The sequence below is a fragment of the Empedobacter sp. UBA5528 genome (genome assembly GCF_002426075.1).
GTDB classification, from domain to species: domain Bacteria; phylum Bacteroidota; class Bacteroidia; order Flavobacteriales; family Weeksellaceae; genus Empedobacter; species Empedobacter falsenii_B.
The window spans coordinates 66,681-91,746 of sequence record NZ_DINY01000007.1; the positions used below are offsets into that span (position 1 = coordinate 66,681).

Annotated in this window: 19 protein-coding genes; 10 read left to right on the forward strand and 9 right to left on the reverse strand. The window is 38.1% G+C overall.

Translation table 11 applies throughout. The features are described 5' to 3' along the window. The first annotated feature begins 113 nt into the window (after window positions 1-113). Window positions 114-1,343: an imidazolonepropionase gene (hutI, locus tag B4L98_RS02545; RefSeq protein ID WP_219033614.1), complete on the forward strand. Its 1,230-nt coding sequence runs from the start codon at window positions 114-116 to the stop codon at window positions 1,341-1,343. Here hutI and B4L98_RS02550 read toward each other — a convergent pair. Further along, on the reverse strand, window positions 1,333-2,643 hold the full coding sequence (locus B4L98_RS02550; protein ID WP_219033615.1) for a DUF4026 domain-containing protein: 1,311 nt from the start codon (window positions 2,641-2,643) through the stop codon (window positions 1,333-1,335). The genes hutI and B4L98_RS02550 overlap by 11 nt on opposite strands. A 149-nt stretch (window positions 2,644-2,792) precedes the next feature. Here B4L98_RS02550 and B4L98_RS02555 point away from each other — a divergent pair, with 149 nt between their 5' ends. The 3 genes from B4L98_RS02555 (at window position 2,793) to B4L98_RS02565 (ending at window position 5,081) form a co-directional block, all read left to right on the forward strand. Further along, window positions 2,793-3,653 carry a YicC/YloC family endoribonuclease gene (locus B4L98_RS02555; protein WP_236688172.1) on the forward strand — a complete coding sequence of 287 codons (861 nt, stop codon included), beginning with the start codon at window positions 2,793-2,795 and terminating at the stop codon, window positions 3,651-3,653. After that, a complete protein-coding gene (gmk, locus tag B4L98_RS02560) occupies window positions 3,653-4,219 on the forward strand; it encodes a guanylate kinase (protein ID WP_221854349.1) in 567 nt (188 codons plus the stop codon). Before B4L98_RS02555 ends, gmk begins: the two co-directional genes overlap by 1 nt. Window positions 4,220-4,310: 91 nt before the next feature. Then, entirely contained in the window at window positions 4,311-5,081 is a 771-nt protein-coding gene (locus B4L98_RS02565; RefSeq protein ID WP_221854348.1) for an alpha/beta fold hydrolase, read from the forward strand. Between the two features lie 32 nt (window positions 5,082-5,113). Here the strand turns inward: B4L98_RS02565 and B4L98_RS02570 are convergent, their stop codons facing one another. The 6 genes from B4L98_RS02570 to mutS all read right to left on the reverse strand — a co-directional run bounded on the left by B4L98_RS02570 (window position 5,114) and on the right by mutS (window position 14,764). Beyond that, window positions 5,114-7,609 (reverse strand): cation-translocating P-type ATPase, encoded by a 2,496-nt coding sequence (locus B4L98_RS02570; RefSeq protein WP_286494670.1) that lies wholly within the window; start codon window positions 7,607-7,609, stop codon window positions 5,114-5,116. 140 nt (window positions 7,610-7,749) lie between these two features. Continuing rightward, window positions 7,750-8,514: a C40 family peptidase gene (locus B4L98_RS02575; RefSeq protein ID WP_219033619.1), complete on the reverse strand. Its 765-nt coding sequence runs from the start codon at window positions 8,512-8,514 to the stop codon at window positions 7,750-7,752. Further along, window positions 8,514-9,161 carry an O-methyltransferase gene (locus B4L98_RS02580; RefSeq protein ID WP_286494672.1) on the reverse strand — a complete coding sequence of 216 codons (648 nt, stop codon included), beginning with the start codon at window positions 9,159-9,161 and terminating at the stop codon, window positions 8,514-8,516. The genes B4L98_RS02575 and B4L98_RS02580 overlap by 1 nt, the downstream gene beginning before the upstream one ends. Before the next feature lie 180 nt (window positions 9,162-9,341). Then, on the reverse strand, window positions 9,342-11,246 hold the full coding sequence (gene acs / locus B4L98_RS02585; protein WP_286494673.1) for an acetate--CoA ligase: 1,905 nt from the start codon (window positions 11,244-11,246) through the stop codon (window positions 9,342-9,344). Between the two features lie 97 nt (window positions 11,247-11,343). Further along, a complete protein-coding gene (locus B4L98_RS02590) occupies window positions 11,344-12,147 on the reverse strand; it encodes a M48 family metallopeptidase (protein WP_221854344.1) in 804 nt (267 codons plus the stop codon). 10 nt (window positions 12,148-12,157) lie between these two features. Beyond that, entirely contained in the window at window positions 12,158-14,764 is a 2,607-nt protein-coding gene (gene mutS, locus B4L98_RS02595) for a DNA mismatch repair protein MutS (protein WP_291077464.1), read from the reverse strand. Window positions 14,765-15,020: 256 nt separating this feature from the next. On the opposite strand from mutS, the gene B4L98_RS14655 reads away from it, so the two are divergent. The 3 genes from B4L98_RS14655 to B4L98_RS02605 all read left to right on the forward strand — a co-directional run bounded on the left by B4L98_RS14655 (window position 15,021) and on the right by B4L98_RS02605 (window position 17,277). Continuing rightward, on the forward strand, window positions 15,021-16,157 hold the full coding sequence (locus tag B4L98_RS14655; RefSeq protein ID WP_414646662.1) for a DUF6600 domain-containing protein: 1,137 nt from the start codon (window positions 15,021-15,023) through the stop codon (window positions 16,155-16,157). Window positions 16,158-16,346: 189 nt separating this feature from the next. Then, window positions 16,347-16,682 (forward strand): hypothetical protein, encoded by a 336-nt coding sequence (locus B4L98_RS02600; RefSeq protein ID WP_291077466.1) that lies wholly within the window; start codon window positions 16,347-16,349, stop codon window positions 16,680-16,682. A 1-nt stretch (window position 16,683) separates the two neighbouring features. Next, window positions 16,684-17,277, forward strand: coding sequence for a TlpA family protein disulfide reductase (locus tag B4L98_RS02605; protein WP_291077468.1), 594 nt, complete (start codon window positions 16,684-16,686; stop codon window positions 17,275-17,277). Between the two features lie 510 nt (window positions 17,278-17,787). Here B4L98_RS02605 and B4L98_RS02610 read toward each other — a convergent pair. Then, a complete protein-coding gene (locus B4L98_RS02610; protein ID WP_291077470.1) occupies window positions 17,788-18,672 on the reverse strand; it encodes a fructosamine kinase family protein in 885 nt (294 codons plus the stop codon). 59 nt (window positions 18,673-18,731) lie between these two features. Between B4L98_RS02610 and lepA the strand changes: the two genes are divergently transcribed. From lepA to B4L98_RS02625, 3 genes are all read left to right on the forward strand, one after another. Continuing rightward, window positions 18,732-20,519 carry a translation elongation factor 4 gene (lepA, locus tag B4L98_RS02615; RefSeq protein ID WP_291077480.1) on the forward strand — a complete coding sequence of 596 codons (1,788 nt, stop codon included), beginning with the start codon at window positions 18,732-18,734 and terminating at the stop codon, window positions 20,517-20,519. Window positions 20,520-20,580: 61 nt separating this feature from the next. Further along, window positions 20,581-21,462 (forward strand): bifunctional 5,10-methylenetetrahydrofolate dehydrogenase/5,10-methenyltetrahydrofolate cyclohydrolase, encoded by an 882-nt coding sequence (locus tag B4L98_RS02620; protein ID WP_291077472.1) that lies wholly within the window; start codon window positions 20,581-20,583, stop codon window positions 21,460-21,462. Window positions 21,463-21,543: 81 nt separating this feature from the next. Continuing rightward, window positions 21,544-22,167: a 7-carboxy-7-deazaguanine synthase QueE gene (locus B4L98_RS02625; RefSeq protein ID WP_291077474.1), complete on the forward strand. Its 624-nt coding sequence runs from the start codon at window positions 21,544-21,546 to the stop codon at window positions 22,165-22,167. A gap of 169 nt (window positions 22,168-22,336) precedes the next feature. On the opposite strand, the gene alaS is transcribed toward B4L98_RS02625, so the two are convergent. Next, on the reverse strand, window positions 22,337-24,982 hold the full coding sequence (gene alaS / locus B4L98_RS02630) for an alanine--tRNA ligase (RefSeq protein ID WP_291077476.1): 2,646 nt from the start codon (window positions 24,980-24,982) through the stop codon (window positions 22,337-22,339). Window positions 24,983-25,066 lie beyond the last annotated feature (84 nt).

Sequence of the window (25,066 nt, forward strand, 5' to 3'; positions counted from 1 at the left end):
AAAATTAAGTCATTGCAAACTCATTTTAGAATCATATCTTATTTGATAACAAGTTCAGCTTATCTACAAATTCTCCCTTAAATTTCGTAAACTTGTGTTATAAAACAACAAAAATGAAATTAATCGGTCCTTTCAGACAAATTATAACACTTGCCAATTTACCTTTAAAAGGTGCTATTCACGAAAACCAAGTCGAAGTTCTCGAAGATGGAGGAATTATTATTGATGATGAAACAATTGTAGAAATAGGAAATTTCGAAACGCTTTCTCAACAACATCCAACTATCGAAATTGAACATATCGAAACGGAACAAATTCTTCTTCCTGGATTTGTAGATTCGCATACACACGTTTGTTTTGGAGGAAATCGTGCCAAAGATTTCGCCATGCGTTTGGACGGAAAAACCTATTTAGAAATTGCCGAAAGTGGTGGTGGAATTTGGTCTACTGTGACAGAAACACGTAAGAAAACAGTTGACGAACTGAAAGATATTACGCTAAAACATATTGCCCAATTAGCTAAACAAGGAATCACAACTGCTGAAGTAAAATCTGGTTATGCTCTCTCTGTTGAGGGTGAAATTAAAATGTTAGAAGCGATAAATATGGCGAATCAAGAAAGTGAGATTGATTTGATTCCTACTTTTTTAGGTGCGCATATGAAACCAAAAGATTTTGAAGGTTCGAACAAAGAATATTTAGAACTTTTGGTGAAAGAAGTTTTTCCTAAATTAAAATCTGATGATTTAGCAAATCGTATCGATATTTTTGTGGAACAATCTGCTTTCTCTGTTGAGGAAGGCGATTATTTCTTAAACGAAGCAAAAAATCAAGGTTTTGATATTACGATTCACGCTGATCAATTTACAGCTGGAGGAAGTTATTTAGCTACAAAATTCGATGCTTTGAGTGCAGATCATTTAGAATTTTCAGGAGAAGAAGAAGTGAAAAAACTTGCCAATTCTGATGTTGTTGCAACTGTTTTACCTGGCGCTTCTATCGGTTTGGGAATGCAATATGCACCTGCTCGAAAATTGTTAGATGCTGGTTGTTGCGTTTCGATTGCTTCGGATTGGAATCCTGGCTCAGCTCCAATGGGAAATCTTCTTACACAAGCTTCTGTTTTGGCTACTTTTGAGAAATTATCAATGGCAGAAGTTTTAGCTGCAATTACTTTTCGTGCTGCAAAGGCTTTAAATTTAGCTGATCGTGGAACAATAGAAAAAGGTAAAAAAGCCGATTTTATCAGCTTCTCTACCTTCGATTATCGTAATATTATCTATTATCAAGGACAATTACAACCAACAAATGTATGGAAAAATGGTGCTTTGATTAATCAATAGTGTAAATATTATCAGGAGTGATGGTGTTTGTCGGCGTGTAAATTAACCAATCGGTAATCATTTCTTGCGGATAAAGACCTTCATCTCCTTCATTCAAACCTTCTACAGCATAAGGACGATTCAAACAAACGCCAAAAATTTCGTTGTTCTCATTGATTCCGTACACATCAAACCAAATGTGTTCCTTATTCATTTCATGATCGACATCAAATCCTAATTTAATTAAAAATCGATAATAATTTTCTTCATCTGCTTCTGGATTAAAATATGTGTTAAATGCTTTTTTATACAATTCAAAACGTTGATAAGCCAAGGCTGACATTCGTTCCGTTTCCTGATCGCTGATAAAGAAAATCGGATTATCTGCAATTGTCGCCGCATAAACTTCTGGTGTCAATGTATGTCCTTCTTGCACCGCTAACAAAACGCCACAAGGTTCATAATTTTCGTTTTCTGGCTGACGTTCATTGTAACCTCCAGGAATTTTAGCAGGATAATCTTTCACCACATCTTCCCAACGTTTCCAACAAAATGTAATATCCAAACCATCATAACCAATATTAAATTCTTCATTTTCTGGCGAACGAAAATCTGGTTTGATAAACGCATTTACAATCATATCCAAAGCCGAATTCATCTGCTCTACTCCATCTTTGATGTTCAACATCTCCAACTCCACAGAACCGCAACGATGCAAACCATGCGTATGCATCCAATACACGCGATCGCCATTTTCATCCTCATCATAAACGCCATGAATCACATATAAATACGAAGGCGCAGGCGGAATTTCTGACTCTGCTGTCACTTTAGCCCATTTACCAGAAAGCAAACGATAAGGCATAAAATCGACAACAATAGACGGGTTTTCAACAATTGCTTGCATAATTTTTAATTGCAAATGAAAACTATCCAATGCATCATTTCCAAAATACATCACAGATTCCAAATAAAAATCTTGTTGCGTTGCAATTTCCATTTCTTCGTCCGAAATCATATTTCCAAAACCAAATTCAGAATAATCGTTACTTCTCGCATCCACAACATACAAATTCACATCAAATTCTTCCTCCAAATAAGACACTACAAGTTGATATTCTTGCTTTACAGCTCCATTTTCGTCTTTATCAATCTCGATAAGATCAAAATTGATTAATTGAAAATAATCGGTTGATTTTAGACTTTTTTCAATTGATTCTCTTGAAAATACAAAATCTTTCGACGAAGGAAAAATTCCCATTGTAGAAGGTAAACTCAATCCATCCTCTGCAATTCCTTTGTACAATTCTTGATTTGTCATAGTTATTTTTAGTTTGTTTTTTGTTAAAGATAAATGTTTTAAGTTCATCAAAATTTTAGCAAAATGTTAAACTTTAAAATGATTAAAGATGATAATTCAGTTCGCATTACGTTAATTTATTGTAATTTTGTTCGCATAATTTTACAATTATGATAGCATCTATGACAGGTTACGGTAAATCCGTATTGGAATTACCTGAGAAAAAAGTAACGATAGAAATCCGTTCTTTAAACAGTAAAACACTAGATTTAAACACGAGAATTCCTTCTTTTTATCGTGAAAAAGAATTAGAAATCAGAAACCTTATTTCAGAAAAAGTTCAACGTGGAAAAGTTGATTTTTCGATGTTAGTAGAGTTAAATCCTGCTGCAAGAAATCAAAATATAAATGCTGAATTAATCAAAAGTTATATGGCAGAATTTAAATCAATCACACCAAATGTGACTGATGGTGAATTATTGCCTGTAGTAATGCGCCTTCCAGACGTTATTTCGTACACGCAAGACGATTTGAGTGAAGACGAATGGAATCAAATTCGCGCAACAATTATTGATGCGATCGACGCATTAAATCAATTTAGATTAGATGAAGGAAAAGTTTTAGAGAAATATTTGACTTTAAACTTGAATAACATTCTTGAGCTTTTAACACAAGTTGTCCCTTTTGAAAAAGAACGAATTGAAACTATAAAAGAACGTTTCAATAAACGTTTAGAAGAATTAAAAGTTGATGTTGATCAAAATCGTTTCGAACAAGAATTAATTTTCTATTTGGAGAAATTTGATATCACAGAAGAAAAAGTTCGTCTAAAAAACCATTGCGAATATTTCTTAAAAGAATTAGCTGGAACTGAATCAAATGGAAAAAAACTAGGATTTATTTCGCAAGAAATTGGTCGTGAAATCAATACATTAGGTTCTAAATCAAATCATTCTGAAATGCAAAAAATTGTTGTTCAGATGAAAGATGAATTAGAAAAAATTAAAGAACAATCGTTAAACATTTTATAATGAAAAAAGGAAAATTAATCGTCTTTTCGGCTCCATCAGGCGCAGGAAAAACAACTTTGGTTCGTTACGCTTTAGAACAATTGGAGAATATCAAATTTTCTATTTCTTGTACAACTAGAGATAAACGCGAAGGTGAAACTCACGGAGAAGACTATTATTTCTTAACACCAGAAGAATTTAAGGCAAAAATTGCAAACGACGAATTCGTAGAGCACGAAGAAGTTTACCGCGATAATTTTTACGGAACTTTAAAATCGGAAGTTGATCGCATTACATCTGAAGGAAATTCTGTAATTTTTGATATTGATGTTATTGGTGCATTGAATATCAAAAAATTGTACGGAGATCAATGTTTAACAGTATTTGTAAATCCTCCATCTTTGGAAATATTGAAAGAACGTTTAATTTCTCGCAACACAGAAAGCGAAGATAAATTGAAACAACGTATTGATAAAGCAGGAATTGAAATGGAAAAAGCTAAAGAGTTTGATATCATTTTATTGAACGACGATTTAGAAACTGCAAAAGCAAAAACCTTAGAAATTATTACAGATTTTATTAAATAATAATTTTTAATCATCATGATATAAATGCCTCGAATAAATAAAATCGAGGCATTTTTGTTATCTTTAGCTTTCGAAAAAATCACTACATAAAATGGAAATAGAAAATAGTTTAGAAATCAACAACGCCAATATTCATTATGTTCACCACGAAATAAATCCAGAAAATCCAACACTTATTTTTTTACACGATTCCTTAGGTTGCACCCAACTTTGGAGAGATTTCCCAAAAGAAGTTGCCGAAAAAACAAATTGTAATTTATTCATCTACGATAGAAAAGGTTATGGAAAATCGTCGCCTTTTACCATTGATCGTCGCGAATTGACTTACATGCATGATGAAGCAGATTTTCTAAATGATTTGGTTCAATATTTCAACTTCAAAGACATTATTTTATTTGGACATAGCGATGGCGGATCGATTGCGTTACTTTATGCTTCGAAATATCATCAAAATTTAAAAGGAATTGTTGTAGTTGGTTCGCACATTATTGTAGAAGAAATTTCTTTACAAGGAATCAGAGATGCAAAAATTGCATATGCAGAAACTAATTTGAAAGAACGTTTGACAAAATATCATGGCGATAAAACGCAGAAAGTTTTTGAGATGTGGACAGAAACTTGGTTACGCCCAGATTTTATTGATTTTGATATTCGAAAAGAATTGCAAAACATCGAATGTCCAACTTTGGTTATTCAAGGAATTGATGATGAATATGGTTCGATTGAGCAAGTAAATGGAATTATCAACAATGTAAAAGGAAGAAAAGAAAGTTATCTTGTTCCTGATGCAAAACATACACCTTACAAAGAGAATAGGACGCCGACTTTGGCAAAAACAGTTGAGTTTATTGATTCGTTATAACGAATCAATAAACCTAAATATTACCATTTTACTCAATTTTTTCTCCTACGTTTAATCCATTTATAAACTTCAAACCACAATACAGATAACATTGCTACAAGCATCGCCATTCCTAATTCTTTTAGATTCAACGAAGAAACTTTAAAAAATAAAGAAATTGGCTTTATATACAGTATTGCAAAAAGTATAAGCAATGTAAGAATTGTAACGCCAACCATTAAATTATTTTTATTTTTAAAACTTGACCACAAGCTATAATAAAACGATCTATTCGTTAAACTTAACCAAACATTTGAGAAAATCAACGTTGTAAAAACCATTGCTCGGGTTTTCTCTTCATTTCCGCCTAACTGATAAGTGTATTGATAAACAAAAAGCAATCCTAATGTGATGATAATTCCTTGAATAATACTTGTTGAAAGTTCTTTCCAATTCAGAAAAGTTTCCGTCATAGGACGAGGTTTTTCGTTCATAGAATTTTTCTCTAAAGGCTCGTTTTCATACACAATAGAACAGGTTGGTCCCATTACCAATTCTAAGAAAATAACATGAACCGGTGTGAAAATTTGCGGAAAAGCCCAACCTAAAAACAACGGCAATGAAACAATTAATATAATTGGAATATGAATCGAGATAATGTATTGAACAGCTTTTTTAAGATTCGTATAAATGCGTCTTCCAGCAGCTATTCCGATAACTAATTTTCCTAAATCATCATTTGTTAAAATTAATTGCGCAGCTTGTTTGGCTATTTCAGTTCCTTTTTCGCCCATTGCAACACCAATGTGTGCGGCTTTCAATGCTGGTCCATCGTTTACTCCGTCGCCCAACATTGCAACTACTTCTCCATCCTCTTTCAAAGCTTTCACGACGGCTAATTTTGCTTCGGGAAACATTCGTGCAAATAAGACTTTTTCGTCGGCTGCTTTTAATAATTCTTTTTCAGAAAGTTGTGTAATTTCACTTCCTGTAATACTATCTTCAGCATGAATAATTCCTGCCTGATTCGCAATACTCATCGTAGTTTCGGCATTATCGCCTGTAATTACTTTTACTTTTATTCCGGCATTATATATTTTCTCGAAAACCTCATTTATTCCCTTTTTAGGCGGATCATAAAAGACAACAAAACCTAACAATTCAAAAGGTAAATCTTGTTGTTGTTTTGGAAAATCGTTTGAATTAAAAGTAGATTTTGCAACACCCAAAAGTCGGAAACCTTTTGTTCCAAAATCGCGAATAACGTTTCGTAAATGATCTTTTTGTTGATCAGAAAGATTCGAAACTTGTAAAATAGCTTCTGGAGCACCTTTTGCCGCAATTATTCGTTGATTATCTTTATTTTTAAAACAATGCGTCATCATCGGAGGTTTTCCAGATAAAGGATATTCGAAAAACATTTGATATTGATTGCGCTCATCAACCTGTGTTTGTTCGTAAACTCGGTGCAACGTTTTTTCCATTGGATCGAATGGAACAGGTTCACTACTCCACATCGCATATTGTATAATCTTAGAAATTTCGACATCATTGAATTGAATTTCATCAAAAACCGTAGACATTTTTGCATCATAAATCGCTTTCAATTTCATCGAATTTTCGGTAATTGTGCCTGTTTTATCACTACAAATAACAGTTGTGCTTCCTAAAGTTTCGACAACGCTACTCTTTTTTACAATAATTCCTTCGCGTAATAATTTCCATGAACCCAATGCCATAAATGTAGTAAATGCAACTGGTATTTCTTCGGGTAAAATAGACATTGCCAAAGTCAAACCGTTTAATAAACTACTTACAATGTCTTTTGTTTGAAAATAATTGAATCCGCAAACCATTGCAAAAACAATAATTCCAATGATTGCCATTCCTTTCACAAATTTTTCTATCTGCAATTGCAAAGGCGATTTTTCTTCTTTTATAGATAAAATTGACGTTCCTATTTTTCCCAACTTCGTTTCTGCTCCAATGGCTGTCACTTCAAAAATAGCCAAACCAGAAACTGTCAAAGTTCCACTGTAAATTTCTGGATGATCTATATCTTTAAAAACTGACATACTTTCGCCTGTTAAAGCCGATTCATTCACCGAAAAATCATTACTATGAACAATATTTCCATCCGCATTAATCATTTTTCCTTCTTCCGTAATACACAAATCACCAATTGTAATTTCGTGTGTTGGTATCTCAACTAATCGTCCATTACGAATAACTGAACTCAAAGGTTCGTTCAACTTTTCTAACTCTTGCAGAGCTTTTTGATTACGAGAACCTTGGTAAAATGAAATTCCTGTCACAGCAACAATAGCCACAAACATAAATGCAGCTTCGCCCAAATCACCAACCAACACATAAATAATTGATACAGCAATCAAAATTAGCGTCATTGGTTCTTTTAGAATATCAAATAATAAACTATACCAAGCAGAATTCTGTTCACCCTTTATAGCATTATCTCCGTATTGTTGTTGAGCTTTTTTGACTTCAGAATCAGATAACCCTTTTAAATTTTCAGGAATTTTTATAGACATTATTTCAATCGATTAGTGTTTACTAAAGTTACAGCTAAATCCAATTAAAAAATAGTTTAATACTTGATTATATCCTATTTAGATTTGATTTCAATTAAAACAAAAAAATCATTTCTTTCGAAATGATTTTTGCTCTATTATTAAGGAATTAATTTTCGAATGCATCGCAGTTTATGCGAATATTTTTGAGAATCGGTATTGAAAATTCCATTTGTATCGATTGGATCAATTCTAACTTTTCCGTGTGCGTGCAAAATTTTTCCATTGCCACACATAATTCCGACATGAATAATTAGACCTTCTGCATTATCAAAAAAAGCTAAATCACCTGGTTCTGCTTCTTCTACAAAACTCAAAACTTCACCCATTTCCGCTTGTTGATAAGCATCTCTTGGAATTTTATAGCCACCTATTTTGTACACTTGTTGCGTTAAACCAGAACAATCAATACCGAACGAAGATTTTCCTCCCCACAAATAAGGTACATTTAGATAGGCTTTTGCAATTTCTACCAATTGATCTTTTGATTTTTTACCAGACGTATATACCCCAAAATATTCAAAACATTTTGGACCAATTTTGATTTTACTTTCATTCAAAGTACGAACCTCAGCTCCAATTGTCAACGTCATTGGCAAGCCATTTTCCATCGCATGATTATACGGATTAATTGCAAATTTCTCGATCGAATCTTTATTATATTCTTCTTCCGAAATTTCTACAATTTGTTTTGGATCTAGCCAACCTTCGTAACCATCAAAAGCTAACTGAACTTTAGTCCATTTTTCTAATTCTTCTAAAATAATCAACTTTTCTCCAAACAAAACCTGACTCACCATTTCTGATGAATCTCTTGCTTCGTAGCGCAATGGCGCAACACTTACTTGACAAATGGCGTACTTCATTATTTTTTTCGAATTAACGTAATTCCGTCACGAATTGGTAAAATTATCGACTCTACTCGTTTGTCTTTCGTTACCATTTCATTAAATTCTTTCAAAATTTTTGTCGAAGGATCTTTTTTATCTTCCTCTTCCATCATTACTTTTCCGTACCACAAAACATTGTCAACTAACATGGTTCCTCCTGGACGTAAAAGTTCTAAAACTTTTTCAAAATAATAAGGATAACTCTCTTTATCAGCATCAATAAAAGCTAAATCTACAGAATTTTTCTCGATTGTTTCTAATTCTTCGCGTGCATCATTGATTCTAAAATCAATTTTTGAAGCAAATTCAGATTCATCAAAATATTTTCTGCACAAATATTCCAATTCATCATTTTTATCCATCGTAATGATTTTTCCATCAGCAATCAAACCTTCTGCCAAACACAATGTTGCGTAACCTGTAAAAGTTCCTAACTCTAAAATAGTTTTTGGGGCTAAAATCTTTGACAAAATACTTAACAAACGACCTTGATATTCTCCCGAAATCATGTGTGGCTGCGTTGTACATTGATAAGTTTCAACACGTAAACGGCTCAAGATTTCAGGTTCTTGATCCACATGATGATCTAAATACGATTCTAAAACTGGTGAAATTTTTATCATACCTTTAAAAAGTCAACAAAATTACAAAAAATGCATTGAATATCGGCTATATAAAGGAAATTTAGAAGAGAAAATTTATCCAAAATAATCAAACCAAAAAAGCATTACTTTTTGGGTAATGCTTTTTGTTTTGAAAATTATTTTGATAAGCTTAGACTAAATCTTAACCTCAGCCTTACTTTAAACTTTTCCTTTCTGAATAACAGTTACAACATCTGGATCTAATAATGTTGATGTATCGCCAAAATCAGTTTCGTTGCTTGCTATTTTTCTTAAAATACGACGCATAATTTTTCCGCTTCGCGTTTTTGGTAAACCTGAAACAAACTGTATTTTATCTGGCTTTGCAATTGCTCCAATTAATTTAGAAACTCCATTTTTTATTTCTGCTTCAAGTTCTGGTGAACCTTGTACTCCATCTTGCAAAATCACATAAGCATACAATGCATTTCCTTTGATATCATGAGGATAACCAACAACCGCGCTTTCTGCTACAGCTTCGTGTTCATTTATCGCATTTTCTATTGGTGCAGTTCCTAAATTGTGTCCAGAAACAATCACTACATCATCTACACGTCCTGTAATTCGATAATTTTCCATTACATCACGATACGCTCCATCTCCTGTAAAATAATATCCCGGAAATGTTGAAAAATAGGTTTCTACATAGCGTTTATGATTACCATAAATAGTACGAGCCATAGATGGCCAAGGAAATTTAATTGCTAAACGTCCTTCTGCTTTTTCATTTACTGCTTCTACTTCTTTTCCATGTTCATCCATTAAAACTGGCTGAATTCCTGGAAGCGGTAATGTTGCAAACGTTGGACGAAGCGGCGTAATTCCTGCTAATGGCGAAATCAAAATAGATCCCGTTTCTGTTTGCCACCATGTATCTACAATTGGACAATTTCCTTTTCCAATATAATCATTAAACCAGTGCCAAGCTTCCTCGTTAATTGGTTCACCAACTGATCCTAAAACTTTAAGACTTGATAAATCATATTTCTCGACATAATCTAAGGATTCACGAGCTAACGAACGAATTGCTGTTGGAGCTGTATAGAAATGTGTCACTTTTAATTTTTCGACAATTTCCCAAAAACGTCCAAAATCAGGAAAACTTGGAATTCCTTCGAACATTACTGAAGTTGCTCCACAAGCCAAAGGTCCATAAATAATGTAACTATGTCCTGTAATCCAACCGATATCTGCTGTACACCAATAAATATCGTTGTGCTCCATTTGAAAAATATTATCGAACGAATAAGCCGTTTCCACCATATATCCACCACATGTATGCACCATTCCTTTTGGTTTTCCTGTAGAACCAGAAGTATACAAAATAAACAAAGGATCTTCGGCATCCATAATTTCCGCAGGACAATTATCGTCTACCTTATGCATTTCATCAATCCAAAATTTATCACGTCCACCAACCATAGAAGTAGGCTCGATAGCACGTCGATAAACAATACACGACTGAATAGAAGCACAATCTTTTAAGGCTTCATCACAAATTGCTTTTAAGTTAATTGATTTCGTTCCACGAAAAACTTCGTTTGCTGTCACCAAAACCTTACATTGCGCATCGTTGATACGAGAGGCAATTGCAGCAGAAGAAAATCCTGCAAAAACAATAGAATGTACCGCGCCAATACGAGCACAAGCTAACATCGCGATGGCTAATTCTGGAATCATTGGCATATAAATACACACACGATCTCCTTTTTGTACGCCATTATTTTTTAAGACATTCGCAAATTGGCAAACTTTTGAATGCAATTGACGATATGTAATAATTCTAGATTCCTCTAAAGGATTATTTGGTTCCCAAATTAAAGCTGTTTTGTTTCCATTTTTTTCCAAATGACGATCCAAAACATTTTCGGTAATATTTAGTTGTCCACCTTGAAACCATTTAAAATCTGCTTGTTCAAAATTATATTCAAGTGTTTTGTCCCATTTCTTTTGCCAAACGAAGTTTCCAGCAATTTTATCCCAAAATTTTTCAGGCTCCTCGACACTTTTTTTATACGCTTTCTTATATTCAGAAAACGAATTGATTCTAAAATTGTTAATCATTTTAATTTTAATTGTGGTTTTGAATACTAAATATAAAAAAAGCGAATCAATTTATCAAATTAACTCGCTTATATTTTACAAATGAATAAAAACTATTCTATTTTCCTTTATACGGACTTGCATTGTAATATGCTAAAGCAGTTGGTAAGGCTTCCTTTATTTTAGCCATACGCGTCGCATCCGAAGGGTGAGTACTCAAGAATTCTGAAACTCCTGCATTTCCACTTTTCGCCGCCATACGTTCCCAAAAAGGAATTGCTTGAGAAGGATCATAACCCGCCATCGCCATTAAATACAATCCTGTAACATCAGCATCTAATTCCATTTTACGAGAATAGTTTAGTAAACCAACTTGTGCACCTACAGGATATAATTGTTCAAAAACTTTTGCATATTCTGCATTTCCAATGGATCCACCAACTATTTGTCCTAAACCTTGTGCGGCCATTTGCTGAGAAGCTTGCTCCGCACTATGACCAGCCAAAGCGTGACCAATTTCGTGACCTAAAACAACAGCCAATCCCGTTGCATCTTTGGTAACAGGTAAAATACCTGAATAAACCGCAACTTTACCTCCAGGCATACACCATGCATTTACTTCGTTTGCATTTAACAACGTAAATTGCCATTGATAACCTTGTAATTGAGAAGATATTCCCTTTTCTTGATAATATTTTTCAGCGGCATATTTTAAACGTTCCCCTACTGTTTGCACCATTTTAGCATCGGCAGTACCTGTAATTACTTTCCCTTGTTTAAGAACCTGAGAATATTGATTGTAAGCTGTCGGAAATAAATCTGCATTAGAAACTAATGACAACGATTTACGTCCGGTAACAGGGTTTGTAGCACAAGAAGCTAATACTAAAGCTCCTGCTACAGTTAAAATTATTTTCTTCATATTTTTAAGTTTATTTACCAAGTTTCTTTTTGATTTCGTTCAATTTCATCAATGCTTCAACAGGTGTTAACGTATTGATATCTGTGTTCAGAATTTCTTCTCTTATAGAATCTAAAATTGGATCATCTAACTGAAAGAAACTTAATTGCATATTATCTTGCGTTATTTTCTCCGTTTTATTCGAGATTCCTTCATCTGTTTTCGTTGCTTCCAAAATTTTCAACACATCATTTGCTCTGTCCACCACTCGTTTTGGCATCCCAGCCATTTTAGCAACATGTATACCAAAGCTGTGTTCACTTCCTCCCGGCACCAGCTTGCGGAGAAAGATCACCTTGTTGCCAACCTCTTTGATGGAGACATTAAAATTCTTAATGCGGCTGAACGAATTGGTGAGCTCATTTAACTCATGATAATGAGTTGCAAAAAGTGTTTTAGCTTTTGCCGAAGGATGATTATGCAAATATTCGGCTATTGACCAGGCGATAGATATGCCATCATAAGTAGATGTACCCCTTCCGATTTCATCAAGCAAAATGAGGCTTTTATCGGATATATTATTAAGTATGCTGGCCGTTTCATTCATTTCAACCATAAAGGTAGACTCGCCCGACGATAGATTGTCGGAAGCTCCTACGCGGGTAAACAGTTTGTCAACAATGCCGATGCTTGCTTGAGTAGCCGGCACAAAACAGCCAATCTGAGCCATCAAAACAATTAATCCTGTTTGTCTCAGCAAGGCAGACTTTCCCGACATGTTGGGCCCTGTAATAATAATAATTTGCTGCGTGTCACTATCCAGATAAACGTCATTGGTTATATAATCTTCGCCAATAGGCAGGTTTCGTTCGATAACAGGGTGGCGGCCTCCTTTTATGTTGATAGCGTTACCTGTGTTAATTACAGGTTTAGTATAATAGTTCTTCTCAGAGACTGCGGAAAAGCAGAGTAGCACATCTAACTGAGCGATTAGCTGAGCGTTAAGCTGAACGGGTTTAATGTACTCCATAAGCGCATACACAAGTTCACTATAGAGCTTCGTTTCTAATACATGTATCTTTTCCTCGGCTCCAAGTATCTGCTCTTCATATTCTTTTAATTCCGGAGTAATATATCTTTCGGCATTCACTAGCGTCTGCTTGCGTATCCACTCTGCCGGCACCTTATCTTTGTGTGAATTGGTAACTTCCAGATAATAACCAAAAACGTTATTAAAAGCCACTTTCAAAGAAGGAATACCGGTAGCTGCAGCCTCTCGGCGTTGTATCTCTACCAAATAATCCTTGCCACCGAAGGCGATCTTCCTCAACCGGTCAAGCTCTTCATTGATGCCATCCGCCATAACGCCTCCTTTATTAAGAAGCACAGGAGGCTCCGGATGTAATTCTTTTTCAACGCGATTACGTATGTACGTGCAACAGTTGAGCTGCTCTGCAGTGATCTTTAAGGACTCGTTGCCTGAAACTTCGCATAGCGATTTAATTTTTTCAACAGCATACAGGGCTTTTTTTAACTGGCACACCTCCCGCGGATTGGCTCTTTGCAAACCAATTTTCGAAATGAGCCTTTCAAGGTCGCCTATCTGCTTAAACTCATTCGTCAGACTTTGGCGAAGATCCGTATGCTTTAACAGAAAGTCAACAACATTAAGTCGATCCTCAACAGGCTTAATCTCCTTCAATGGCATCACTATCCATTTGCGCAGTAAACGTGCGCCCATAGGAGAACAAGTATGGTCAAGTACGTCTATAAGGGTAAGTGCGTTTTCATTGTTCGACCCTACCAGTTCAAGGTTCCTTATTGTAAATCTGTCGAGCCACATGTAGCGCTCTTCTTCAATGCGGCCTATGGACGATATGTGCTGTAAGCTCCTGTGTTCGGTTTCATTAAGATAATGCAGGGCAACACCTGATGCAACAATTGCTGCATTTAAGCGCTCAATTCCAAAACCCTTTAACGATTTTACATCGAAGTGTTTAAGCAAAGTTTCCTGACCATAGTCTCCAGTGTAAACCCATTCATCCAATGCATATGTGTAAAAGTGTTCGCCAAAAGCTTCAGTAAATTCCCTGACTTTTGTTTTCGCTAATATGATTTCGCTTGGTTTGAACCCCTGCAGCAATTTGTCGATATAGCCGCTATTGCCCTGGGCAGCCATAAACTCACCTGTTGAAATATCCAGCAGGGCTAGTCCTATGCTATTCTTGTCATAGTGCAGTGATGCAAGATAATTGCTGGCTTTTTGTTGTAAGATGTTGTCATTATATGATACACCGGGAGTAACAAGTTCGGTCACTCCCCTTTTTACAATAGTTTTTACCGTTTTCGGGTCTTCCAGCTGATCGCAAATAGCAACTCGCTGCCCGGCCCTAACCAATTTGGGAAGATAAGTATCAAGAGAGTGATGCGGGAAGCCGGCAAGCTCAATATGAGACGCCGATCCGTTTGCTCGTTTTGTTAATACAATGCCCAGTATCGATGCAGCTTTAACTGCATCTTCGCCAAACGTTTCGTAAAAGTCGCCCACTCTGAATAACAATAGGGCGCCCGGATATTTCGCCTTAATGGTATTATACTGCTGCATTAAAGGCGTTTCTTTAATAGTGCTTTTTGCCAATTCGTCTTTCCTTTATGCCGCTAAGATAATTCTTTTGAGCCAGTTGGACAGACTGAACACGCTCTAGCATGCGTACCTGCTAAGTAAAATTTGTTTGCCCTTACTAAACTATTGAGGTTTAAAACCATCTTAATAATAAACACATACTGCTATGAGGATATTTAACCGCTTTATCATTTACAGCTTTATACTGCTTGCCGCCGGCCTTATTTCAACTGCTGATACGGCTCAGGCTCAGCCCGGAGCCAGAGTATCCATGCAAACTTTTTATGAAGAACTAGCTCCTCATGGCAGATGGATAAAATATAAAAAATACGGGCGCGTGTGGCAGCCACGGGTTGAAGAAGACTTTCAGCCTTACGGTACGAACGGACACTGGGTAGTAACTCAGTACGGCAATACATGGGTGTCAGACTATGAATGGGGATGGGCCCCTTTCCATTACGGCCGTTGGATATATGATGACTATTATGGCTGGATGTGGCTGCCCGATGATGAATGGGCCCCTGCATGGGTAAATTGGCGTTCAGGCGACGGGTATTATGGATGGGCGCCGCTCGGCCCGGGGATGTCAGTCAATATCAACATAAACATCCCTCTCACCCATTGGATATTTGTTCCCCGAAGATACATAGCTTATTCCTCTGTGTACGACTATCGTGCTCCGCGGGGATACTACACCAATATTTATAATCAGACTACCGTTATAAATAACATCTATGTAACCGGTAATAACAACCGCTACTTCTACGGGCCCCGTACCCGGGAAATAGAGCGTTATACCGGCCGGCCGGTACGGGTTTATAACGTTCGTGATGCAGGCCGCCCCGGCCGTTCACAACTGTCGGACAATGACCTCAGAGTGTACAGACCCGGTAGCAGCCGCTCTGAATCAGATATGAGCAACAGCCGGTATACGCGTACTGAACGCTCTGGTGCTACCAGTAGCCGGGGAAACTCTACAGATCGCTCAGTCGAAAGAAATACAGCCCGTTCTTCGGTGGAACGTGGCTCGGGAGCATATGAACGGCCATCAAGAATGGAAAGGCCGGAGCGTCCGGAACGCTTTTCAGGAAATGGGCCGGAGCGTATTGCGCCAGAAAGAGCCGAAAGGAGAACCAGCGAACGTACAAACACCGGCGAACGAAGAACACCTAGCCTTGGCGAACGTCCGCAAAGAATGGAAAGGCCATCTGCTCCCAGTCCGGTTTACAGGCCAACCCCAGGTGCATCTTCCAGGTCGACAGCTGTAGAAAGACCTCAGGCTCCGGTTGCTCCGCCTGCGCGACGCGAACGCATGGAGCGCCCCAGCACTCCGCAAAGAGACAACAGTCGCATGGAAAGACCCGCAGAACGCCCTGCACGGACTCAACGAGCAGACAGGTCAATCTAAGCTCAAGCAAAGACTAATGCAGGGAGCCCCCGCAAGAGAGAACCTTCCTGTATTAGTTTTAAGCATCTGGTAATATAACTCGACCTCCTCTTTGATATGCGTCGCTGCAGATAAGAAACCATATATAATCCGGTCGGCCCTACGCTCTTATTTACGGTTAGTGTACTGTATAAAACACAACAAGTAGACATGCAAAATTATGAACCTTGGATGTTTTTCTATATACTAGTCGTCTTTACAACTTTTTTTAGAAAACAGATGCGAATTGTAGCCGAACTTCCTGTGCCTCAAGGTAAGATAACCATCTTTTCAATGAACGCTAAATACATAGTTAAAATCGAAAAGGGCCAGTTTGAACAAACGTTTAAGATAGCTGAACTCAATCTAAGCGATGGCCTTGACAGCGTGTTTGCTATGCTTGACGATAGATTTATGACCACCGTGGAGGAGCGCTTTAAGTCCATGAGTGCCGACTTCAACGATACATGGAAAAGGCATGAGTATCCATCCCAACAGGACAAATAATATGAAACCTTTAAAAAAGCAGAAGAGGTTACTGAGCTCTTCCAACGTTATTAACGCAATTGTGCTTGCTGTTATACTGGCAATAACTTTTAACCCTTCGGCAAAAGCTTTGCTCCTGCGTGGTCTTATCCATACAGGATTATTTTCTCCCGCTCCTGCCAAAGCAAGCGTAAACAAAGCGACAGGCTTACAGAGAATGCCCGATATAACTCTTAAAAATGATAAAGGAATACACTCCATCGCATCCATGCGGGGGAAAGTCATTGTGCTTAACCTATGGGCTACCTGGTGCCCGCCCTGCATTGCAGAAATGCCATCCATACAAGGCCTCTACACAAAGATGGCGAACCATAAAGATGTAATTTTTGTGCTTCTGGATGCAGACTCTGACCTTGAGAAAGCAAAGACTTTTATGTCTAAAAGAAAATTTACTCTTCCTGTTTATATATCATTAAGCAATTTGCCCAAATCGGTTTTCAGCGGATCCATACCTACAACACTAATTATTGACCGCTCGGGAAATATTGTATTTAAGCATACCGGGTTTGCTAATTATGACAACAAAAAAATGATTGACTTCATCAATTCATTATAAGCCAGTAAACCGTATAAAACTCCTTGTTAACCCAGTTCGGCTTCTAAAGCTTTTGTATAAGTAACTACCTCGTACTTTCTTCGTTATTTAACGAGCCATGTACGAACGAGATACGTTTAACCTACATCTATTTTCATTTAAAAATACTGTGTGGTATATCGGAAAGTTCCGACCTCTTAGGAATGCTCTAACTCTACAGACTATAAGGTTTGAGAGTCAGGTTTTCGCTGGGTAAAAAGTTTTAAAATCAAAGTCTATAGGCAACTCGAAAAACCAAGAAGAGACTATATATACTTAAAGTTGAACGCGTACCTATTGTTTAGATAACCTATATAAGTAATTGAATTTTAAGAAATTGGTTATACGAACCAAATATTATTCGCTCAGTAGTGGAGTGAAACTGAACATACTGTGCCTCTGCTTAAACTAATATAAACTGATACTTCACATTGTACGTTTATACCACTTATAAAGAACGACTTAGATATATAAACAAAATATTATTTTGTATTATAAGAAGCGTTTTAATGAAGTTTTTATTTGTGGAAGATAGGATGCCCCGAACAAGTTCAAATGAACTAGCAACGGGTAGAGATTCCACAAAGGTAACCTATGCTCCCAGTCATTATCAAGAGGAAAACAAGCGTGGTAGGCACTATAAAACCTTTCGTCAAAACCACCGAACAGTTTGCTCATAGCAAGGTCCACTTCCCTGTTTGAAAAGGATATAGCGGGGTCAATTACAACAGCACTGCCATCACTATTTATTATGTAGTTCCCTCTCCAAAAATCGCCGTGGACTAGGGATGGAGGTCTTTCGTCTGCAAGGTTTGGTAGGAGCTTGATTAAATCTTCAAACTGAGAGATTAGTGACGGCATTAACAGACCTCTTGAGTTTGCCAGCCGCAGCTGCGGCAACAACCTTTGAGTGATGAAGAATTCGGTCCACGTGTTTTTAAGCTCATTGTATTGAGCTAGCGCTCCCATGTAATTCGAATAATTGAGTCCAAAGCGGTCTGCACTTTGCGAGTGCATTTCAGCAAGGCCTTCAGCAAGCTTTTCGAACGATTTAAAACTAACCTTTCCTGGCTCAATCCACTCCAGAAGCAAGTACTGTTCTTTACCTACGTTTCCCGCGCCAAGTACTGTCGGAATCTTTAGCGAAGTTGCCCGTTGCAATGTATTCAGGCCTTTGCTTTCCGCTTCAAATAAATCTGGAAGAGATACGGTTGAATTAAGCTTTACGAAAAAGCAGTGTTTTCCATATTTGAGCTTATAACATCTATTAATGCTTCCGCCCTGCACAGCTTCAAGTATCTGGGCCGTATGTGAATGGCCTGTAACTCTGTAAAGTGCCTGATTTATAGAATTTAACACAGATTGAGTTAGAAACATGATAGTAAAATACACAGTAAGCTAAAATGTTCTTTCAAAAAATTATCTTTGCGAGTCGAATGAAAAATATCCGTAATTTTTGCATAATAGCACACATTGATCATGGTAAGAGCACACTTGCCGATCGTTTGCTGGAATTTACTAAAACAATATCTCAGCGTGACGCCCAGGCGCAGCTTCTGGATAATATGGACCTCGAAAGAGAACGAGGCATAACCATCAAAAGTCATGCTATTCAAATGAACTACCTGCTCAAGGGGGTTCAGTATACACTTAACCTTATTGATACTCCGGGTCACGTCGACTTTTCCTATGAGGTATCTCGCTCAATTGCCGCTTGTGAGGGAGCTTTGCTTATAGTAGATGCATCGCAAGGAATCCAGGCGCAAACAATATCTAATCTATACCTTGCGCTGGAGCAAAACCTTGAAATCATTCCGGTTCTTAATAAAATGGATCTTCCGGGCGCTATGCCTGAGGAGGTTAAGGATCAAATCATTGAATTGATTGGCTGCGAGAGAGAAGATATTATTCCGGCTTCAGGAAAAACAGGCCTGGGTGTTGAAGATATTTTGAATGCGATTGTTGATAAAGTTCCAGCTCCGGTAGGTAATCCGGATAGTGAATTGCAAGCGCTTATTTTTGACTCAGTATTTAATTCATTCAGAGGTATTATTGCTTACTTTAAGATAACAAACGGCGAGATCCGAAAGAACGATAAAGTGAAGTTCATAGCCACAGGAAAACAGTATATTGCTGATGAAGTGGGCGTTTTAAAACTTCACCCCGAACCGAGAGATGTTATTAAGACTGGAGATGTCGGCTATATTATTTCCGGTATAAAAGAAGCAAGAGAAGTTAAAGTGGGCGACACGATAACGCATGTGGATAAACCTACAAAAGAAGCCATTCAGGGTTTTGAAGAGGTTAAACCGATGGTATTTGCAGGCATTTATCCGGTAGATACGGACGACTTTGAAGAGCTTCGCGAAAGTATGCATAAGCTTCAGCTTAACGATGCATCTATCGTTTTTGAACCTGAGTCTTCAGCTGCGTTAGGCTTTGGCTTCCGGTGCGGTTTCCTTGGAATGCTTCATATGGAGATTATTCAGGAGAGACTGGAACGCGAGTTTGATATGACGGTTATCACGACCGTGCCCAACGTATCTTACCTTGCATATACAACTAAAGGTGACCTGATTACGGTTAATAACCCATCTGACCTGCCTGATCCCAGCAAGCTTGAATATGTGGAAGAGCCTTACATCAAGGCAAACATTATCACCAAATCAGAATTTGTGGGCCCGGTTATGTCTCTATGCATACAAAAAAGAGGATTTATTGTCAACCAGTCTTACCTTACCTCAGACAGGGTTGAGCTCGTTTTCGAAATGCCTATGGGCGAGATAGTTTTTGACTTTTACGATAAGCTTAAAACTATTTCCAAAGGCTATGCTTCTTTTGACTATCATCAGATAGGGTACCGTCAATCTGACCTTGTAAGGCTCGATATTAAGCTAAACGGCGAACCGGTAGACGCGCTGTCCTCTCTTATACACCGCACAAACTCTTATGAGTTTGGTAAGAAAATATGTGAGAAATTAAGAGAGCTTCTCCCCAGGCAGCAATTTGAAATTATAATACAAGCTTCCATCGGTGCAAAAATTATTGCCCGCGAAAGCGTTAGAGCCTTAAGGAAGGACGTTACGGCCAAATGTTATGGGGGTGATATTTCTCGTAAAAGGAAGCTTCTTGAGAAGCAAAAGAAGGGTAAAAAGCGCATGAGGCAGGTAGGTAATGTAGAAATACCTCAATCGGCCTTTATGGCTGTGCTTAAGCTGGATTAAGGTGTCCATTATTTAAGCTCCCTTTGGATAGAAGCTTAATACTTAATTAAACAAGAATAATATGCAACTTTTAGATGGTAAAGTTATTTCAGAAAGATTGAAGGTTAGAATTGCCGAAGAATCTGCACAGCTGCTAAGCAGCATTGGCAGGAAACCGCATCTTGCGGCTATACTGGTAGGAAATGACGGTGGCAGTGAAACGTATGTTGCAAGTAAGATAAAAAATTGTGAAAAGGTAGGTTTTACGTCTTCGCTCTTTCGGTACGATGGTTCTGTGACCGAAAGAGAGCTTCTGGACAAAATTGAAGAAGTTAATAATGATGACGACGTAGATGGACTGATTGTTCAGCTTCCCCTTCCCAAGCATATTGATCCTGAAAAAGTTACGGAAAAGATATCCTATAAAAAAGACGTTGATGGCTTCCACCCTCTTAACCTTGGCAGAATGGTTAGAAACCTTCCTTGTTTTATACCTGCGACGCCTTATGGGATACTGATGATGCTGGAAGAGTACCAGATTGACACCGTTGGAAAAAGTTGTGTGATAGTGGGCCGAAGCAATATTGTAGGCAGCCCTATGAGTATTCTTATGTCCCGCAATGATTGTCCCGGGAACTGTACTGTTACGCTTACACACAGCAAAACCAAAAATCTTAAAGACATCGTGCTCTCTGCAGATATAATCGTCGCTGCAATAGGCAGAAAACATTTCATTACAGCTGACATGGTCAAAGAAGGGGCTGTTGTCATTGATGTAGGTATTAACCGTGAAGCATCTGCAGTTACTAAGTCGGGCTTTAAGTTATATGGCGATGTAGATTTTGATATGGTGGCTCCTAAGGCCTCCTGGATAACTCCCGTGCCAGGTGGTATTGGCCTGATGACAATTGTCGGTCTGCTTAAAAATACACTTGCATCAGCACGCAGGGACATTTATCCTTAGCACTTATTACAAACGCCTTACTGATGTGCATACATGGCTGACTGCTATATAAAAGCATAAAGGTATATTTGCACTTTTAAAATGATTCAACAAATACCAGATGACGGAACTCTCCTACCTTTAATGGAGGAGTTCTATACAATACAAGGAGAAGGTTACCATAGCGGTAAAGCCGCTTATTTTATACGCTTGGGAGGCTGCGATGTTGGTTGCCACTGGTGCGATGTTAAAGAAAGCTGGGATGCATCGTTACACCCGCTTACACCCATTGAAGCTATAATAAGAAATGCCGAGCAATGCCCCGGAAAAGCTGTGGTAATTACAGGTGGTGAACCCTTGATGTACAACCTTAGCGCACTTACTGCTGAACTCAAGAAGCGGAACATTGAGACTTTCATCGAAACATCAGGAGCTTATCCGCTTTCGGGCTTTTGGGATTGGATATGCCTTTCCCCTAAGAAGTTTAAAGCTCCTCTTCCCGAAGTTTGCCCAAGGGCAGGCGAACTAAAAGTGATTATTTTCAATAAAAGCGACTTTAAATGGGCGGAAAGCTATGCTGAAATGGTATCGCCGATATGTAAATTATATCTTCAACCAGAATGGTCTAACTCTCATTTAACAATACCTTTAATTGTTGAATATGTAAAGAATAACCCTAAGTGGGAAATATCCTTACAAACACACAAATTTCTAAACATACCCTGATGTGGTCCTGCATCTATGAAAAATAATCGGGATGCTTATTCGAATAGGTCCAGGAGTTTTTCATAATAAGATGACTTCTTTTTGTCAACGGGCAGGTAGGTTACTAATCGGGAAGATATTTAACAACGAAGGCCACCTCATTAGAAATGGCCTTCGCCTGCTTGCTTTTTTAGTTTGCGATGTGTTCCATCGCCCTTGATAGAGCTTTGCCTATGCCCTCAGGCTTTTTACCACCAGCTGTGGCGTAAAACGCTTGACCACCTCCGCCCCCGTCAATCTCTTTTGCAAGATCTCTTACAATGGTACCTGCATTCAATCGCTTCTCCTTAACAAGGTTATTAGAAAGCATTACCGTAAGCGTGGCCTTACCCTGGTTTTCGGTAGCAAGAACAAGAAAAAGACTTTCTATTGAATCCCTGAGGCTAAATGCCAGATTCTTTACTGCTTCAGGACTTGTCAGGTCGACTTTTTGAGCTATAAAATTAATATCGCCTACTTGCTGCACATTTTTTAGAAGCTCTGTCTTCAGGGTGCCAGCCTTTTCCAAAGCTGATTTTTCTATATCTTTTTTTAACTTATTGTTCTCTTCGAGCAAGCCTTCTACAGCGGAAAACAGGTCTTTTGGCGAGCGCAGCAAAACCTTAAGATCAGTGATTTGTCTATCCTGGGCCCTGATCATCTGTTCTGCAGCCTTGCCTGTTATTGCTTCTATCCTTCGTACACCCGCAGCCACTGCACTCTCTGCTATTATTTTGAAGTAGCCAAGCCTGCCTGTTGCACTTGCATGAGTACCACCGCATAATTCTTGAGAATAGGAATCGCCAAAGCTTATAACACGTACGTAATCACCATACTTTTCGCCAAATAATGCAGTAACGCCTCTTTGTACAGCGCTGTTATATGGAATATTACGCTCTTCTTTCAAAGGAAGATTTTGTCTTATCTGCTCGTTTACTTCCGCCTCTATCTGCTCGAGCTCTGCTTCATTTAATTTTTCAAAATGTGAAAAGTCAAACCTTAAATGATCTGCACTGACAAGCGAGCCCTTTTGTTGTATATGTTTGCCAAGCACCTTGCGCAAAGCAGCGTGAAGCAAATGGGTTGCCGAGTGATTGGCGGCAGTACTTTCGCGTTTGCACTGATCAACCACCGCTCTTACTGGCTTAGCAGGATTAAAACTTTGAGGCAGTTCGTCGGCAAAATGAAGTATTAATGCATTCTCTTTACGTGTATCTACAATCGCTATTCTGTTCTCCCTCCCTGTTTCTTCATCTGGGAATATCAAATAACCGGTATCGCCAGCCTGACCGCCGCTTTCTGCATAAAAAGGAGTTCTGTCGAGAACAAGTTGGTATTGCTCCTTAGATTTAGTTTTTACCTTTCTGTATTTCAATACGTTTGCTTCACAGCTATAAACGTCGTATCCAATAAACTCGTTTTCATCGGCATCATTGATTACTATCCAGTCGCCCGTATCAACAGCACCCGCTGCTCTTGAGCGAGCTTTTTGTTGTTCAAGTGCAAGGTCGAAGCCATCCATATCTACTTTCATACCTTTTTCACGGGCCATCAGCTCGGTAAGGTCAATCGGGAAGCCAAACGTGTCATAAAGCTCGAATGCAAAATCGCCTTCAATGGCCGAGTGGTCGGCAGCGTATTTTTCAAAGCGCAAAATGCCTGTTTCCAAAGTGCGCAGGAAAGAAGCCTCTTCTTCCATTACTACTTTCTGAACAAAGTTAAGCTGAGTACCTAATTCAGGAAAAATATCTTCAAATTGCATAGCAAGAACAGGAATAAGCTTGTATAGAAACGGTTCTTTGATATTAAGGAAAGTATAGCCGTATCTGACGGCTCTTCTTAATATCCGTCTTATAACGTAGCCAGCCTTTACATTAGAGGGCAACTGGCCGTCCGAAATTGCGAAAGCAATTGCTCGTATATGGTCTGCCATTACGCGCATCGCTATATCTGAGGGTTTAGTACTTTCTCCCTGATTGTAGTCAATGCCACATTGGCTCGCGATAACCTGAATAAGAGGCTGAAACACATCGGTATCGTAGTTGGATGTCTTTTGCTGCAATATTCTTACAAGGCGCTCCAAGCCCATCCCGGTGTCAACATGTTTTGCAGGAAGGGCTTGTAAAGATCCGCCCTTTAGCCTGTTGAACTGCATAAATACGTTGTTCCATATTTCGATGACCTGAGGATCATCTGCATTGACGAGGGTTCTTCCATCAAGCCGTTGACGCACCTCGTCCGGACGGCAGTCCACATGGATTTCAGAACAAGGCCCACAAGGACCGGTTTCTCCCATCTCCCAAAAGTTATCCTTTTTATTACCAAAGATGATACGGTCTTCACAGATCCACTGTTTCCAAAAATTATATGCTTCCATATCTTTAGGCAACCCGTCCTTCTCATCTCCTTCAAATACAGTTACATACAGACGATCCTTAGGTATATTATATACCTTAGTAAGAAGCTCCCAACTCCAGGCTATGGCTTCTTCTTTGAAATAATCGCCAAAGCTCCAGTTCCCGAGCATTTCAAACATGGTGTGGTGATAGGTGTCTATACCCACTTCTTCCAAATCATTATGCTTACCTGAAACTCTTAGACAACGTTGTGTATCTGCAGCACGTGGAAATTTTATCGGAGCTTCATTTAGAAAGATCTCCTTAAACTGATTCATGCCCGCGTTAGTGAACATCAATGTGGGATCATTTTTCACAACTATGGGTGCAGACTGAACTATTTTATGGTTCTTGGCTTCAAAAAAATCCAAAAATGCCCTTCTTATCTCTTTTGTTGTCATTTTTTATATTTGTTCACAAAGTTAAAAAGGAAGCTGATAGTAGGAAAAGTTAATTAGGGTTATTGTGTAATCTTCCCTAAAAAC

Coding starts and splice junctions, on each gene's coding strand:
- B4L98_RS02565 (WP_221854348.1), top strand. CDS start 4,311: ATGGAAATAGAAAATAGTTTAGAAATCAACAACGCCAATATTCATTAT.
- gmk (WP_221854349.1), top strand. CDS start 3,653: ATGAAAAAAGGAAAATTAATCGTCTTTTCGGCTCCATCAGGCGCAGGA.
- B4L98_RS02575 (WP_219033619.1), bottom strand. CDS start 8,514: ATGAAGTACGCCATTTGTCAAGTAAGTGTTGCGCCATTGCGCTACGAA.
- B4L98_RS02620 (WP_291077472.1), top strand. CDS start 20,581: ATGCAACTTTTAGATGGTAAAGTTATTTCAGAAAGATTGAAGGTTAGA.
- B4L98_RS02610 (WP_291077470.1), bottom strand. CDS start 18,672: ATGTTTCTAACTCAATCTGTGTTAAATTCTATAAATCAGGCACTTTAC.
- B4L98_RS02580 (WP_286494672.1), bottom strand. CDS start 9,161: ATGATAAAAATTTCACCAGTTTTAGAATCGTATTTAGATCATCATGTG.
- B4L98_RS02605 (WP_291077468.1), top strand. CDS start 16,684: ATGAAACCTTTAAAAAAGCAGAAGAGGTTACTGAGCTCTTCCAACGTT.
- B4L98_RS02550 (WP_219033615.1), bottom strand. CDS start 2,643: ATGACAAATCAAGAATTGTACAAAGGAATTGCAGAGGATGGATTGAGT.
- B4L98_RS02600 (WP_291077466.1), top strand. CDS start 16,347: ATGCAAAATTATGAACCTTGGATGTTTTTCTATATACTAGTCGTCTTT.
- B4L98_RS02590 (WP_221854344.1), bottom strand. CDS start 12,147: ATGAAGAAAATAATTTTAACTGTAGCAGGAGCTTTAGTATTAGCTTCT.
- alaS (WP_291077476.1), bottom strand. CDS start 24,982: ATGACAACAAAAGAGATAAGAAGGGCATTTTTGGATTTTTTTGAAGCC.
- acs (WP_286494673.1), bottom strand. CDS start 11,246: ATGATTAACAATTTTAGAATCAATTCGTTTTCTGAATATAAGAAAGCG.
- lepA (WP_291077480.1), top strand. CDS start 18,732: ATGAAAAATATCCGTAATTTTTGCATAATAGCACACATTGATCATGGT.
- B4L98_RS02625 (WP_291077474.1), top strand. CDS start 21,544: ATGATTCAACAAATACCAGATGACGGAACTCTCCTACCTTTAATGGAG.
- B4L98_RS14655 (WP_414646662.1), top strand. CDS start 15,021: ATGCAAACTTTTTATGAAGAACTAGCTCCTCATGGCAGATGGATAAAA.
- hutI (WP_219033614.1), top strand. CDS start 114: ATGAAATTAATCGGTCCTTTCAGACAAATTATAACACTTGCCAATTTA.
- B4L98_RS02555 (WP_236688172.1), top strand. CDS start 2,793: ATGATAGCATCTATGACAGGTTACGGTAAATCCGTATTGGAATTACCT.
- B4L98_RS02570 (WP_286494670.1), bottom strand. CDS start 7,609: ATGTCTATAAAAATTCCTGAAAATTTAAAAGGGTTATCTGATTCTGAA.